The following is a 15,180-nucleotide window of genomic DNA, read 5'->3' on the forward strand; positions in this document are numbered from 1 at the left end:
CTCCCCGTCTCCGCGGCGACGAGGCTGGCCCGTCCTCGGTCTCCGAGCAAGCGGGCGCGGCCTGGTCGCCGCCGTCTCGGGCGGATCGGTCGGCCGGAACCTCCGTGCATCCCGGCGTGATGCGCGCGAATCAGCGAACCGCCGCGCGGACGAGCCGGTGGCCGTCCGGATCGCGCAGCATAGCGGCCGGTGCCCCGGTCCCGGCCAGGACGATGCGGGTGGCGAGCGGCGATCCGTCGGCGCAAGGTCCCGCGATCGATCCCGGGGCGCGGTAGCGGAGAAGCTCCAGATGCGGCGGCGCGCCGCCCGGCGGCGTCAGGCCGGTCACCTCGACCACGGGATCGTCCACCGCGTCCATCCGCGCCTGTTCCGGGCCGCGGTTCAGCCCCCGGCTCGCCACCTCGAATCCGAGGCCGGCGTAGAACGCGACCGCGCGCTCAGTGTCCGCGACGGTGATCGCCGTGTGGTCGATCCCGAGGAACAGGCCGCACCGCTCCCGCCAAGCCGGTGGCACGGCACCGGGCGGGAAGGCGACGAGTTCGAGCGGGTGCCCGTCGGGATCGCGGAACTTGAACGCGCTCACGCCGCCCGAGGCGGCCGGCAGGCGCTCCGGCCCGGCGCGCGAGATCGGCGTCCAGCCGGCGACCCCGCGCAGATGCGCGTAGGCGCGGTCCATGTCCGGGACGACGATCGCGCAGTGCTGGAAGCCGGTGCTCTCGGAGGGTGCGGGCGCGCCCGGCGGCTCGGAAGCGGGCGCCAGTTCGATCGTCTGCGCCCCGACGGCGACGCCGTGCGGGGCCGCCGCGGCGCCGAAGGCCGCCGCGTAGAAGGCGGCGGTCGCGGCCGGATCCGGACAGAGCAGCCGGATCGCGGCGATCCGCAGGGCACTCACCGCCCGGCCCCCGGCAGCGGCGCGCCGCGGCGGTTGAGGAACACCGAGAAGACCCGCTGCGAGCCGGCGATGAACAGGCGGTTCCGGTGGACGCCGCCCCAGCTCATATTGGAGACGCGATAGGGCACCCGCACCTTGCCGAGGAGTTGTCCCTCCGGCGAGAGGCAGTGGACCCCGTCGGCGGCGCTCGACCAGACATTGCCGTCCTCATCGACCTTCATGCCGTCGCAGTAGCCCGGCTCGATCTTATGGAAGAGGTCGCCGCCCGTGAGCGTCCCGTCCGGGCCGACATCGAACACGCGGATGTACTGCCGCGGATCGGGCCGGCTCTGGTCGCCGGTCTCCGAGACGTAGAGCCGGCGCTCGTCCGGCGAGAAGGCGAGGCCGTTCGGCCCGTCGAAATCGCCCGCCGCGACGCGGATCGCGCCGGTGGCGGGATCGAACCGGTAGAGGGCGGGCGGCTGCTCGGACGTCTGGCGACCGCCCTCGTAGTCGTTGGCGATGCCGTAGAGCGGATCGGTGAACCAGATCGTGCCGTCGGACTTCACCACGACGTCGTTGGGCGCATTCAGCCGCTTGCCGGCATGGCTCTCGACGAGGCGCGTGATCCGCCCGTCATGCTCGGTGCGATAAAGGCAGCGGCCGTGATGCGAGCAGGTGATCAGCCGCCCCTCGCCGTCGCGGGCCTGCCCGTTGCCGTAATCGGACGGCGCCCGGTAGACGGAGAGCCCCTCCGCCTCGCTCCAGCGCATGGTGCGGTTGCGCGGCAGGTCCTGGAACAGCAGGCAGTTCCAGTCGCCCATCCAGACCGGGCCCTCGACCCAGCGGAAGCCGGCGGCGATCTCCTCCAGCCCGGCATTGTCGAGCACGTAGTGCCGGAAGCGGGGATCGCGGATCTCGAAGCCGTCCATCGGTTCACCCCGCGCCTTACCCGAACCGGCAGGGCGTGGGGTGCGCGCGCTTCGAATCGAACTGCACCACCATCAGGACGGCGGGCGCGTCGCCGACCGTGCCGGACATGTGGCCGGTCCTGCCGTCGAGCGTGCGGCAGCCTTGGTCCTCGCCGAATGAGATCTCGCCCGGTCCCATCTCGACGCGGGTTCCGTCCATCGACTCGACGTACCAGCGACCGCTCAGGGGGATGATCCATTGCGGCGCCGGGTTCTCGTGCCACGTGCCCTCCCACCCGACCGGCTGGACCGTGATCATCACGGTCATGCCGTCGTGGTGCTTCACGCCCTGCCATTGCGGCGAGGCCGGCGGCTTCATCGAGGCGAGGTGGAAGTCGGTCATCGTGCAGCGGACCTGCCGGCTGACGCCGTCCGCGTCGGTGTAGAGGTGCCAGTAGGGCACCACCGGCCTGTCGGTCTTTTCGCTGGTCCCTTGGCTCATCGGGCAGCCTCCGAACGCGTCTGCTGGTAGGGGTGGGTCGATCCGAACGGGTCGTGCAGGAAGGCGGCGACGCCCTCCGCGCTCGGCCCGCTCCAGGCGAGCGCGAGGAAGCCGCCGGCCACGGCGAAGTTCTTGAGGAAATCCCAGAACGTCTCGCGGCCCTCGCTCGGCCCGCGCAGGCGGAAATCCGGTTTGCGCCAGAACGGCTTCCAGAGGAGCGCGGTGACCGCGCAGTAGCCCGCGAGCACGAAGGCGGCGAAACGGTCGGCGATGCCGGTGAGGACGCCGAGCGACATCACGACCTCGACGAACAGCCCGATCAGGATCAGCGCCGTCGCGAGCGGGCGCGAGGCCGTGGCCTGCCCCGCCTGCCCGACCGCGGCGCGGAAATTCAGGATCTTGTCGAGGGCGCTGAACGGCAGGAACAGCAGCACCAGCCACGCCCGCGCCGCGAAGGCGGCGAGCACCTCGATGGTCATCCGCGGACTCCCGACGAAATCTTCCGGCTGGCAACGTCGTCGGCGTGCGGCGGTTCGCGCAGGCCTTGCAGAAGTTTTCCGCTACGACCTGGCCGGAACGAGGAGCGCCACCGTCCGTTGCGCGTCGGGAGACGGAGCGCGGCGGATGAGCGACGATCGGTACGACGTGATCATCGTGGGGTCGGGGCCGGGCGGCGGCTCGGCGGCATGGCGCCTCGCGCGGACCGGCAAGCGCATCCTCGTGATCGAGCGCGGCGACTACCTGCCCCGCGAGCGCGAGAACTGGGACACCGACGCGGTCTTCCGCAAGGCGCGCTACCAAGCCGACGAGACCTGGACCTCCTCGAACGGCGACCGGTTCAAGCCCGGCCTGCACTACTTCGTCGGCGGCAACTCGAAGGTCTATGGCGGCGTGCTGTTCCGCCTGCGCGAGAGCGACTTCGAGGCGCAGCGCCACCCGGACGGGATCTCGCCGGAATGGCCCCTGAAGTACGACAGCTTCGCGCCCTACTACCAGGCGGCGGAGGAGCTGTTCCAGGTTCACGGCGCCCGCGGCGAGGACCCGACCGAGCCGCCCTCCCCGCTGCCCTACCCGAAACCGGCGATCAGCCACGAGCCGCGCATCCAGAAGCTCGCGGACGACCTCGCCCGGGCGGGCCACCACCCGTTCCACCTGCCGATGGGCGCGCTGATGGAGGAGGACGGCAAGGGCGGGACCCTGCCGCACTCCCCGCTGCTGCGCTGCGATCCCTTCGACGGCTATCCGAGCCTGACCAACGGCAAGGCGGATGCGCAGATCATCTGCATCGACCCGACGCTCGCCGCCCACCCCAATGTCACGCTCCTGCGCAACGCCTATGCCGAGCGCCTCCTGACCGACGCGGGCGGCGGCCGCGTCACCGGCGTCGCGGTGGTGATCGAGGGGCGGCGCCACACGCTTCATGCCGACCTGTTCGTGGTGGCCTGCGGCGCGCTCTCCTCGGCGCTGCTGTTCCTGCGCTCAGGGAACGAGGCCCATCCGGACGGGCTCGCCAACCGCTCGGCCCAAGTCGGGCGCAATTACCTGCGCCACAACAACACCACCGTGCTGGCGATCTCGAAGGATCCGAACCCGACGCGGTTCCAGAAGACGCTGGGGCTCAACGACTTCTACTACGGCCGCGACCGCAGCCCGCTGAACGACTGGGAATTTCCGCTCGGCCACATCCAGATGGTCGGCAAGTCCGACGGGATGCAGATCGAGGCGGAGGGGCTGCCGGGCTTCCTGCAATGGCTGCCGGCCCGGCCGTTCTCGTACATCGCCGAGCACTCGATCGACTTCTGGCTGACCTCCGAGGACCTGCCGAGGCCGGAGAACCGCATCTTCTACCGCGACGGGCAGGTGCATCTCGACCTGACGCCCACGAACGCCGAGGCGCAGGCGCGGCTGCGCGAAAAGCTCCGCTCGATGTGCAGCGGCCTCGACATCCACCCGCACCTGTTCGACCGCACGCTCTATCTCGGCAAGGACACCCCGATCGGCGGCACGGCGCATCAGGCCGGCACCCTGCGCTTCGGCCCGGATCCCGCGACCAGCGTGCTCGACCTCGATTGCCGGGCGCACGGGATCGACAACCTCTACGTCACCGATGCGAGCTTCTTCCCCTCGATCGGCGCGGTGAATCCCACGCTCACCATCATCGCCAACGCCCTGCGCGTGGCCGACGGGATCGCGGCGCGGCTGTGAGCCTGTTCGGCTCCAGGCGCGCCTACGGCCGAGCCTCGTTGATCGCTTCCATCGCCTGTGCGACAAGATCGTGAGCAAGATGGCCTCGGGTGTTCCGTCATGAATTCGGTGTCGCGCCTCATCAATGTCACCCGCGCGCTTTCGATCTGCGCCTCGTCTTGCCTGATCTTGTGGGCCATACCGGCAAAAGCCGCGGATTTGTCGACCTACGATCGATCTGTCCTTGAGTCGCGGCCGGCCATGAAAGTCCGCGGTCGCGCTCTACCGGATTGCACCGAGACACGACCGGATCATCTGATCGCGTGCGCGCCGCGGGAACTGGTTCTGATCGAGCCGGATGCGCCAATCGCCAACGCGGTCTACGCCCTGCGGCCCTCGCATCCGCGCAGGCCCTATCCGCAGATCTTCACCTGGGGGCCCTGAGACGCGATCCGCCGATCGCTTCGGCCCCCGCCTCTCCCCTCGCCTTGTCGGGAGGAGAGAGGCGGTGCGATCTCAGGCGAAGAGGACGTCGGCGGTGCCGAGCTGCGTGACGCCGACGATGCGCAGGCTGTCCTGGACCGCGCCGTCGTGGATCGTCCAGACATCGGCCGTATGGGTCAGGTAGGCGTTGGTGCTGTAGCCGACGAGCTTGAGGACGTCGCGCTCGCCGCTGGCCGTCTTGACGTGGAAGTCGGCGATCGTATCGAAGCCCGATCCCTTCTCGTAGACGAAGGTGTCGTTGCCGGCGCCGCCTGAGAGCCAGTCGTTGCCGGCCTTGCCGTTGAGCGTCTCGCTCCCGCCCGAACCCCAGATGCGGTTGTCGAGACCGTTGCCGGTCGCGCTGACGTTCCACGTCATCGCCTTGAAGTTCTCGACGTTGCCGGGAAGCGTGTAGGAGGCGTAGGCTTCCACCGTGTCCACCCCTTCGCCCGGCCGCTCCACGATCGTCGTCGTGCCGCCGCTATAGACGCGATAGGTGTCGTCGCCCCAGCCGCCGACCAGGGTGTCGCTGCCTCCCTTGCCGTCGAGGTAGTTGTTCGAACCCGTCCCGACGACGGTGTCGTTGCCGGTGGTTCCGGTCTCGACGCGCATGTAGCTGCCGCTCACGGGCAGGTCCGAGGGCAGACGGAAGTCGTCGGCGCTGAAATCCGCGAGGGCGTGGTCGCGGAAGACGAGCGTGTCGGACGGCGAGAGGGCGAGGTAGACGTCGGCCCCGTGCTGGCTCATCGCGGCCTGAACGCCCGCGAACGAGGTGAAGCCGTAATCGTCGATCTGGGCGACGTCGCCCGCGCCCGCGCCCGCCTGGAAATCGGTGATGATGTCCGAGCCGCTGCCCTTCGAGAAGGCGAAGGTGTCGTTGCCGAGGCCGCCGGTCAGGATGTCGTTGCCGGCCCCGCCCCGGATGACGTTGGCGCCCGCATTGCCGACGAGGATGTTCGACTGGCTGTTGCCCGTCGCGTCGATGGAGCCGGTTCCGGTCAGGGTCAGGTTCTCGACGTTCTCCGACAGGACGAACGAGACCGAGGAGCGGACGGTGTCGATGCCGGCATCGAAGGCTTCGGTCACCGTCGTGCCGGCCACGGAGACGACGTAGGTGTCGTCGCCCAGGCCGCCGCGCAGCGTGTCGGCGCCGCCCTGGCCGATCAGCATGTCGGCGGCGTCCGTGCCGGTCAGCGTCTCGGCGGACGCCGTGCCGGTGACGACATGGCTCGACGCCGCGCTTGTCTTCAGCGTGTAATGCTCGAGCGTGTATTCGGGCAATTGCCACGCCGTGATCGAGTCGATCTTGTATTGCGCCGTCGTGTTCGGATCGGCCGCGCCCGACCACGAGCCTTGAGCGCCCATGGCGAGGTTGGCGATCATGTACATCGACTTGTTCATGTCGGTCGGCGTCGCGTACTGCGCCGTCTGCTTCCCGTCGACGAAGAAGGTGACGGTGTAGGGCGTCCAGGTCACGCTGAAGGCGTGCTTGCCGCTCAGCGTGTCGGTCATCACCCAGTCGCCGTCCTGCGAATGGCTGTTCCCCTGCGAGGTCGAGTGCAGGTTGTGGTGGACCATGTCGGGGACGTCGCCGAAGGTCTCCAGCACGTCGAGTTCCGGCGGCCAGGAATTGTCGGTCGGCAGGAGCCAGAAGGCGGGCCAGGTGCCCTTCCCCTCCGGCAGGTCCGCGACCATCTCGAAATGGCCGTAGGTCTGCGCGAAGACCGCCTGGTTCGAGATCATGCCCGAGGTGAAGGCGTAGGCGCCGGTATAGGGTTTCGCGCTCGCCTCGATCGGCTTCGCGGTGATGACGAGGCTGCCGTCCTCGATCGAGAAGGGATTGAGGCCGAGGGCCGAGGGCGCCTCCTTGCCGGTGATGCCCTTGAAGCTCGGATCGACGTAGAGATGGCCCTCGTGGTTGCTCACCAGGGTGTAGGCCGCGTCCCCGGACCACTCGTAGCGCGTCAGCCAGGTGCCGCTCGTCCCCTTGTAGGTCGAGAAGGTGCTGAAATCGTCGCGGAAGGTCTGGACCATGCCGCCCGTGTCGACCGGCAGGAGCACGGTGTCGGCGGTGATGTCGGCGAGCTTGGCGTTCTGCAGGATCAGGGTCTGGTCGCCGCCGAGCCGGAGCACGACGCTGGTCCCGACCTGCGACATCACCTTCGCGACGTCGGCGAAGCTCTTGAAGGCGAAGCCGTCGAGCCGCAGCCGGTCCTCCGCGGCCGTGAAGTCGGTGATGATGTCGTTGCCCTCGCCCTTGACGACGATGAAGGTGTCGCGCCCGCCGCCGCCGGTGAGGATGTCGTTGCCCTTGGCCCCGTTGAGCCCGTTATTGCCGGCGTTGCCGGTGATGATGTTGTCGAGGCCGTTGCCCCAGGCCGACGAATTGCCGGTGCCGTTGAGCGTCAGGTTCTCGATCGACTGGCTGTCGGTGAGCTTGTAGCCGTCGCCCCAGGTGACGACGGTGTCCGTCCCCTCGCCCGGCTTCTCGACCACGACGTCGCTGAAGCGGGAGACGAGATAGGTGTCGTCCCCCGATCCGCCGATCAGGGTCGGCGATGCCTTGCTGGCCTGGAACTGGTCGTTGCCGGAGGTTCCGGTCAGGGTCTGGTTGTCGGCGGTGGTGTTGATCCACTTGGTCGGGCTCGCGCTGGCCGAGAGGCCGAATTCGAGCAGGACGTTGCCGGCGGTGAGGTCGGCGAGCTTGACGTTCTTGAGCGTCACGGTCTCGCCGCCGCCGAGCGCGACGATCGTATCGCTGCCGGATTGGACGGAGGCGGCGCGCAGGTCGGCGAAGGTCTTCAGACCGTAGCCGCGCAGGTCGAGCACGTCGCCGGTGCTGCCAACCGTGAAGTTCAGGACCGTATCCGAGCCGTTGCCCTTGGAGACGACGAAGACGTCGCGTCCGGTGCCACCGATGAGGGTGTCGCTGCCGCGGCCGCCGTCGAGGATCCCGCCCGCCGCGGGCGCGACCAGGGTGTCGGCGACGTTCAGCAGATCGAAATGGGCCGCGGTCAAGCCCGACAGCGTCACGTTGCGCAGGACGACGCTGTCGGTCGCGCTCAGGGCGATGACGGTGTCGGCTCCGTTCTGCACCATGGCCGCCTTGAGCGCGGCGAAGTCCGCGAAGGTGTAGCCGTCGAGGCGCAGGAGATCGGCCTCGGTCCCGGTCAGGCCGAAATCCGTGATCGTGTCCCGGCCGTCGCCGGGCCGCATGACGTACACGTCCTTGCCGCCGCCGCCCGTCAGCACGTCGTTGCCCCGGCCGCCCGCGAGCAGGTTCGCGCCCGTGCCGCCGACGATGAGGTTGGCGAGGTCGTTGCCCGTCGCCTGGGCGGCGCCCGTCGCCTTGATAAAGAGGTTCTCGACGTTGTCGGGCAGGACGGTATCGCCGAGCCAGGTCATGACGGTGTCGATGCCCTCGCCGGCCTTCTCGACGACGCGCGTCGTGCCGTTGACGTTGTAGGTGTCGTCGCCGAGGCCGCCCGCGAGCGTCACGTTGGCCGCGCTCGCGCTGATCTGGTCGTTGCGCAGGGTGCCGTTGACGACCGCGCCGGCGACGCTCGCGGTCAGCCAGTTGTTCGCCGCGCCCGAGAGAGGCAGAGTCGTGGCCGAGACCGCGGCGACCGCGGCCTTGATCGCGACGGCGGCGGCGTCGTTCTGGACCGTCACGTTGGTGGCGATGAGGCTCGATGCCGCGACGTTCTTGAGCGTCAGGGTCTCGCCGTTGCCGAGGGTGACGACGGTGTCGCCTCCGCTCTGCTTGGCTGCGGCCCGGAACGCGGCGAAATCGCCGAAGCCGTAATTGCGGATCGACAGGGTGTCGCCGCCGGCGCCCGCGACGAAATCGGTGATCGTGTCGGAGCCGCCGCCCCGCTCGATCACGAACGTGTCGCGGCCACGGCCACCGGTGAGGAGGTCGTTGCCCTCGCCGCCGCGGATCGTGTCGTTGCCGGCACCGCCGGTGAAGCTGAACTCGAAGTTGGCGGCGGAGAGATCCGCCAGCGCGACATTGCGAAGGAGAACGCCGTCGGTTCCGCCGAGGCTGATCACCACGTCCCGCCCGACCTGAGCCATCCCCGCCTTCAGCTCGGCGAAGGACGTCGCCGCAAAACCGCCGAGGCGCAGGCGGTCGGCCTCGGCACCGGTCGCGACGAAATCGGTGATGGTGTCGAAGCCGTCGCCCTTGGCGAGGACGAACACGTCGTTGCCGCCGCCGCCGATCAGCAGGTCGTTCCCGCCGGCTCCGGCCAGGATGTTGGCGCCGCTGTTGCCGGTGATGACGTTCGCGAGGCGGTTGCCCGTGCCGGTCGCCGCGCCCGAGCCGCGGAAGGTCAGGTTCTCGATCTCCTGGTCTTCTGCCAGGGCGAAGCTCGACGCCCAGGTGACGACCGTATCGATCCCGCCGCCCTTGGCCTCGACGATCCGCGTCGACTGGTTGTAGGCGATGTAGGTGTCGTCGCCAGCGCCGCCAGATAGGGTCATTTCGCCAACACTGTCCTTGATCTCGTCGGCACGGGCGGTGCCGGTCACGACGTCGCCCTTGGCGACGCCACTCAGCCAAGCGGTCGCCTTCGCGCTCGTCGGCGGGTCGATCACGACGTTCGCGAGGGTCAGGCTGGCCGGACGCACGCCCTTCAGCGTCAGCGTGCCCTGTCCCGGCAGCGTGATGAGGGTGTCCTCGTCCGACTGCGTCAGGGCCGCGGCGAACTGGGCGAAGGACGAGAACAGGCCGGGCGGCAGAAGCAGCACGTCGCCACCCTCGCCTGTGGAAAAGTCGAGGATGCTGGCCGCCCGCCCGGCCGCCGGCACGACGAAGAGTCCCACCGTCCGGCCGTTCATGCCGGCGACGGCGGAAGCCGCGAAACGAGTGATCTCACTCATGGATTCGATCCCAATCTCGATGCCGTCCGGCGCGATCATGGTCGATGCGCCCAAGCCCTTCGCTGATCAGTTCTCGACAACGAAGGATGACTGCTGCACCGCATCAGAGATCCAACCCATTTAAAATGTATCAATGCCCAGATCTGCTTTGCGTTATCTGAACGTTATCCATTAATATTGGTTTGAAGACTCCCAATCATTTTGACGCAGCTCTGCGTACATAACCAGAAATAGAATAATCTATCGACACTCGCTCAGGGATGTCTTTTTTGACCTCCCGGTCGGGCGCCTTACGAATTGGCATCACACATGCTTTAAATGCCACGCATCGGCGACGGACGATGCTCCGAATCGCTCGGGGGATGCGTGAACGACGGATCGAGACGCACGGCTTTCACGCGCCGCGCATGCCTTGCGGGCCTCGTCGGCGGAGCCTGTCTCGGCACCGGCCGGCGGCCGGCTCTCGCCGCGCCCCGCGCCGCCGACGATCCGTTCGCGGACCTGCCGCCGCTGAAGGGAGCCGCCCGCGGCAAGCCCGCCTTCGGCCTGACCGCGAATGCCGCGCGCATCCCCAAGGAGCGCAAACTGTTCGCCCGGATGGCTGCGGAGATGGATCTCTTCACGCCGGAGAGCAACTTCCAGTGGTCGGCCATGGAGCCGAAGCCGGGGCAGTGGAACTGGCAGCCGACCGATGCCGGTCTGGCCTGGGCCACCGCCAACGACATCCGCGTCGTCGGCCACGCCCTGCTCTACCACTGGTTCATCCCGGATTGGCTGAAGACCAGCCGGGACGCCAAGACGCTGACGGAAGCGCTCCACCGCCGCATCGACATGACCCTCGGCCGCTACCAGGGGCGGATCGCGCGCTGGGACGTCGTCAACGAGCCGCTGAATGCGCGCGACGGCATGCCGGGCGACCTGCGCCGGACCGCGTACTCGCAGACGCTGGGCGAGACCTATCTCGATCTCGCCTTCAAGGCGGCGCGGGCGGCCGATCCGAAGGCGGTGCTGTGCCTGAACGAGGCCGAGATCGAGTACGACGATCAGGCGGACCGGCGCGCAAGTCTGCTTGCCCTGTTGCGCAGATTGAAAGATCGCGGCGTGCCGATCGACGTCCTCGGCTTGCAATCACATCTCGATGCCGGCAAGAAACTCGACCTCAAGGGCCTGCGCGAATTCTTAGCCGGAGTAAGATCTCTGGGTCTAAAAATTGCCGTGACAGAGCTCGACATCATCGATCGATCGTTGCCCGGAGATCCCTCCGTGCGCGATAAGGCCGTCGCCGAGCATGCGCGGCAATACCTCGAAGCGGTGCGAGCAGAAAGCAATCTCGTTAGTGTGACTTGTTGGGGAATGAATGATCGGAATACGTGGCTTGACATGTGGCACGCGCGGGATGACGGACGTCCCTTGCGTCCCCTTCCCTTCGATTTCGATCTTCGACGTAAAGAGCTCTGGAACGTGATCCGTCAGGTCGTCCTCGCGTGAGAGTCCCATCCCCGCTCCCCGCGGCCGGCCTGTGGGACACCGGCGCGCCGCCAGCCGCCATGGGCGGCGCGAACCGCCGTTCTGCGCGCGCCGCCGCGGCCGCCAGCGCGGCCTGGGAGCGCTTGCGGTGGGTCTCCTTCGTCGCGGTGATGATCCCGCTCTGGCTCACCCCGAATCCGGGTGCGACGCGCTTCTCCGAGGATCCGACCGCCGGACGCGAAGGCACGCTGTTCATCCAGCTGCTCTGGATCGGCCTCCTCGTCTTCGCGCTCTTCGTGACGCGGGAGCGTGCCTCGCAGCTGAAGCGGCAGGTCGACATCACGCTGCTGCTTCTGACCGGCTGGTGCCTGCTCTCGACGGTCTTCGCCCTGGTGCCCGACGTGTCGTTGCGGCGCTTTCTCCTGTCGGCGATCTGCGTGCTGCTGGCGATCCTGATATTCTCCAACGTCAGGAAGGTCGAAACGATCGTCCGGCTGCTGCTCGCCGTCTGCGTCGCCGAGACGATCACCAAATACGTGTTCGTGTTCGGGCTGCCCTTCTACGGCGTCCACCAGGCGACCGGCGTAGAACCGCAACTCGCCGGGCTCTGGCGCGGTCAGTTCGCGCACAAGAACATGGCCGGCCCGATCTGCGCCATCGAGCTGGTTCTCATCTTCTACGCGCGCCGCCTCGCGCCGGCCTACCTCCTGGTCCCCCTCGCGCTCCTCGAATTCGTATTCCTCCTGAAGTCCGGCTCGAAGACGCCGCTGTTCCTCATTCTGCTCGTCGCGGTGCTCGCGCGGGGATTCCTGACGATCCGCAGCGGGCCGCTGCTCGCGGCGATCGTCCTGGCCTGCCTGGCCCTCCTCAACGGCATCACCCTGGCCACGGTGGCCAGCGACGAGGCCCGGGATCTCGCGGGCAAGCTGATCGGCGACGTCACCTTCACGGGCCGGATCGAGCTGTGGCGGTTCCTCCTCCACTACACGGCCGACTACCCGCTGATGGGGGCGGGCTTCCAGTCGTTCTGGCAGGTCGGAAGTCTCTCGCCGGCCGTGACGCGGGGCAACAGCTGGGTCGTCGCGGCCGTGTACGGACACCAGGGATTCCTTGACACGGTCGTCATGATCGGCATCCCCGGCCTGATCCTCACGCTGCTCTTCGTCGTGGTGCGGCCGGCGCTCGACCTCGCGGCGGTCCGCCACCGCAACGACCCGATCCTGAAGCTGTTCGTGACCATCTGGCTGTTCGGCCTGTTCACGAACGGCACGGAATCGATCCTCCTCAACCGGGCCGACGGCACGTGGATCTTCCTCGTCGCGTCGATCGTCGTCATCAGGCGATATCGCATGAACGACGGCGTGCCGGCGGGCCGGATGCCCCCTCCCTCCTCCGAGAGACAAACCTGAACGGCAAGGTCCGTTGCCGTCACGACCACGTCCCCTTCTCTCGGTGGCCCCTCCCCCCTCCCGATGCTCAAGCACACCCTCCTCTACATGGTGGCCTTCGCGCTGCCGGGCCTGCTTGGGTTCTTCTCCTTCAGCATCTACACGCGCCTGCTGACGCCGTCGGAGTACGGCGTCTACTCGGTCGGGGCGAGCATGGCCTTCCTGATCGGGAATATCAGCTACGGCTGGATCCGCTTCTCGATCGCGCGGTTTCAGGCCGAGGCGCACGAAACGAACTTCGTTCCCTTCGCCCTGATCTGCTTCGCGGTCACCACCTTGTTCGTCGCGCCCATCGTCGTCGGCGGCGGGATCCTGGTGTCCGGCGAGGCGAGTGTCGTCGTCCTGGCGATTCTGGCCATGGCGATCGCGCAAGCGCTGTTCGAGATCACGCAGGAGATGCGCCGGGCCCGGCACCAATCCGGCGCCTTCGCCCGCACCACCATCGGCCGCAGCCTGCTCAGCTTCAGCATCAGCGTGACGCTGGCCTTCCTCTATGCCCGCGGGTCGATGCTCCTGATCGGCATCGCCGCCGGCTTCGCCGTGATGGCGCTGACCTTCTTCGCGGCGCAAGGTCAAGGATCCGCGGCGCGCTCCGGCGACCAGAACCCCCTCGAGACCCGGCACATCCGCCGCTTCCTGCGCTACGGCATGCCGCTGGCGCTGTCGGGCCTCGTCTTCTCCGGAAACTCGACGCTCGTGCGCCTCCTCGTCGGCGGCGTGCTCGGTGCCGAGGCCGTCGGGCATTTCGGCGCGGCCCTCGACGTGACGAGCCAGCTCTGCGGTATCCTCGCCGGCAGCGTCACCTCGATCATGGGCCCCCTGGCGATCGCCGCCTATCGCAGGGGCGGCGCGGCGGAGGCGCAGCGGGAGTTGCGCTCGGGGGTCGTGCTGTTCCTCGGAATCCTGATGCCGGCCCTCGCGGGCGTCGCGGTCGTCGCGCACCCGTTCGCCGAGGTGATCTCGGGCGCGGCCTTCGAAGGAACCGTCGGCGCCCTGCTGCCTCTCCTCGCCCTCTCGCGCGGGCTCAACGTCTTCGCGCAATATTATCTGCATCTCGGCTTTCAACTCGTCGAGAAGCCGATCCGGCAGGTCGTCTGCGGCGGTGCCACGCTCGTCACCAACATCCTGCTCAACCTCGTGCTGACGCGGTATTTCGGCTTGATGGGCGCCGTCTGGGCGCTGGTGATCTCAGATCTCGTCGGCGTGGTCGTCTCGTTCATCCTGCTGCGCCCGGTCTTCGCCATGCCGCTCCCGGCCCGGCCGATCGGCCTGATCGTCATCACGACGGCCGCGATGGCGCTCAGTTGCGCCCTCCTTCAGGAAGCGATGCGCGGAGCCTCGGCGATGACGCATCTCGCCGCCACGATACCCACCGGCATCCTTGTCTATGCCAGCCTCGGCTACGTCCTGGATATCGGAAGCGTCCGATCGAAGAACATGATTGTGAGGGGGATCGATGCTGCCCTTAAACGCTTCCGCTAGGCCGTCCTCGCCGGACGCTGCGCCGCAGGTCAAGCGGCAGTTGCACGGTCTGGACCTCGTCCGCGGCTTGGCGGCCATCGTGGTCCTGATCTACCACGTGGACTTCATGTTCGGCCTGCGCGGCCAGCTGATGCCGGGGGGCTATCTGGCGGTCGACCTGTTCTTCATCCTGAGCGGATTCGTCATCGCCTACAATTACGAGGCATCCCTGGCGACGCGGAGGATCGGCCTGTTTCAACTGGCCGTGCGCCGCTTCGGGCGCCTGTATCCGCTCTACGCGCTGACCATGTTCGTCGGCTGGGGCGTGATGACGGCGCGCTACTACAGCCTCCAGGGCTACCTCGATACGGACCGCCTCGCTCTCGCCGCCGTCCTGAACGCGTTCGTGCTGCCGACCTTGAACGGGCCCTACGGGAGCCTGACCCTGTTCCCCTTCAACGCGGCGAGCTGGTCGATCTTCTACGAGATCGTCACGAACATCCTCTTCGCCCTCTGGCTCGCCTTCTTCTCGACCCGCCTCCTGATCGTGCTCTGGGTGCTGACGGGCCTCGTTCTCGCGGCGGCGATCGGCTCCTACGGCAGCGTCGATGTGGGATGGGGCTCCTCGACCTTCCTCGCCGCCTTTCCGCGCGTCGTGTTCTCCTTCCTGACCGGGATGCTGATCTTCCGCAGCTATGCCCGGTCCCCCTGGACCTTCCCGTCGGCCCTGCCGCTCGCGGCGCTGCTCGCCGCGGCCGCGGGTCTGGCCCAGGCCAAGCTCTGGCTCCCGGAGCCGCTGCAGCCCGTGGCCGACGGCTTCGCGGTCCTCATCCTCCTGCCCGCTCTGGTGATCGCCGCCGTCGGTGCCGTCTTCTCCGGCCGGGCCGCCCGCCTCGCGACATTCCTCGGCGAGACGTCCTACGCGGTCTACCTGACGCAGGGATCGATGATCATCGCCGCGGCCGGCGC

General features: G+C 68.1%; 11 protein-coding genes. 6 read left to right on the top strand and 5 right to left on the bottom strand.

What is annotated here, in order from left to right; all coding sequences use genetic code 11:
• Positions 1-130: 130 nt before the first annotated feature.
• The 4 genes from MFF42_RS11615 to MFF42_RS11630 are packed head-to-tail and all read right to left on the bottom strand — an operon-like array spanning position 131 to position 2,763.
• On the bottom strand, positions 131-892 hold the full coding sequence (locus MFF42_RS11615; protein WP_238255892.1) for a VOC family protein: 762 nt from the start codon (positions 890-892) through the stop codon (positions 131-133).
• Entirely contained in the window at positions 889-1,803 is a 915-nt protein-coding gene (locus MFF42_RS11620) for an SMP-30/gluconolactonase/LRE family protein (RefSeq protein WP_238255893.1), read from the bottom strand. The genes MFF42_RS11615 and MFF42_RS11620 overlap by 4 nt, the downstream gene beginning before the upstream one ends.
• Before the next feature lie 16 nt (positions 1,804-1,819).
• Positions 1,820-2,284, bottom strand: coding sequence for a cupin domain-containing protein (locus MFF42_RS11625; protein WP_238255894.1), 465 nt, complete (start codon positions 2,282-2,284; stop codon positions 1,820-1,822).
• Positions 2,281-2,763 (bottom strand): DoxX family protein, encoded by a 483-nt coding sequence (locus MFF42_RS11630; protein ID WP_238255895.1) that lies wholly within the window; start codon positions 2,761-2,763, stop codon positions 2,281-2,283. Before MFF42_RS11630 ends, MFF42_RS11625 begins: the two co-directional genes overlap by 4 nt.
• A 145-nt stretch (positions 2,764-2,908) precedes the next feature.
• Between MFF42_RS11630 and MFF42_RS11635 the strand changes: the two genes are divergently transcribed.
• Together MFF42_RS11635 and MFF42_RS11640 are read left to right on the top strand one after the other, a co-directional pair.
• Positions 2,909-4,489 carry a GMC oxidoreductase gene (locus MFF42_RS11635; protein WP_238255896.1) on the top strand — a complete coding sequence of 527 codons (1,581 nt, stop codon included), beginning with the start codon at positions 2,909-2,911 and terminating at the stop codon, positions 4,487-4,489.
• Positions 4,490-4,588: 99 nt separating this feature from the next.
• On the top strand, positions 4,589-4,912 hold the full coding sequence (locus MFF42_RS11640) for a hypothetical protein (protein ID WP_238255897.1): 324 nt from the start codon (positions 4,589-4,591) through the stop codon (positions 4,910-4,912).
• A 72-nt stretch (positions 4,913-4,984) separates the two neighbouring features.
• On the opposite strand, the gene MFF42_RS11645 is transcribed toward MFF42_RS11640, so the two are convergent.
• The gene (locus MFF42_RS11645) at positions 4,985-9,835 is read right to left on the bottom strand and encodes a family 16 glycosylhydrolase (RefSeq protein WP_283206869.1); all 4,851 of its coding nucleotides are present in this window, start codon (positions 9,833-9,835) and stop codon (positions 4,985-4,987) included.
• A 366-nt stretch (positions 9,836-10,201) separates the two neighbouring features.
• Here MFF42_RS11645 and MFF42_RS11660 point away from each other — a divergent pair, with 366 nt between their 5' ends.
• From MFF42_RS11660 to MFF42_RS11675, 4 genes are all read left to right on the top strand, one after another.
• Positions 10,202-11,323 carry an endo-1,4-beta-xylanase gene (locus tag MFF42_RS11660; protein ID WP_238255898.1) on the top strand — a complete coding sequence of 374 codons (1,122 nt, stop codon included), beginning with the start codon at positions 10,202-10,204 and terminating at the stop codon, positions 11,321-11,323.
• Entirely contained in the window at positions 11,320-12,711 is a 1,392-nt protein-coding gene (locus tag MFF42_RS11665) for an O-antigen ligase family protein (RefSeq protein ID WP_238255899.1), read from the top strand. Before MFF42_RS11660 ends, MFF42_RS11665 begins: the two co-directional genes overlap by 4 nt.
• A gap of 63 nt (positions 12,712-12,774) precedes the next feature.
• Positions 12,775-14,232, top strand: coding sequence for an oligosaccharide flippase family protein (locus MFF42_RS11670; protein WP_238255900.1), 1,458 nt, complete (start codon positions 12,775-12,777; stop codon positions 14,230-14,232).
• Positions 14,207-15,180 (top strand): acyltransferase family protein (locus MFF42_RS11675; RefSeq protein WP_238255901.1); only part of this gene is annotated, 974 nt, incomplete at its 3' end. The genes MFF42_RS11670 and MFF42_RS11675, both read left to right, overlap by 26 nt.

This window comes from Methylorubrum podarium, from assembly GCF_022179745.1.
In the GTDB taxonomy this organism is placed as follows: domain Bacteria; phylum Pseudomonadota; class Alphaproteobacteria; order Rhizobiales; family Beijerinckiaceae; genus Methylobacterium; species Methylobacterium podarium.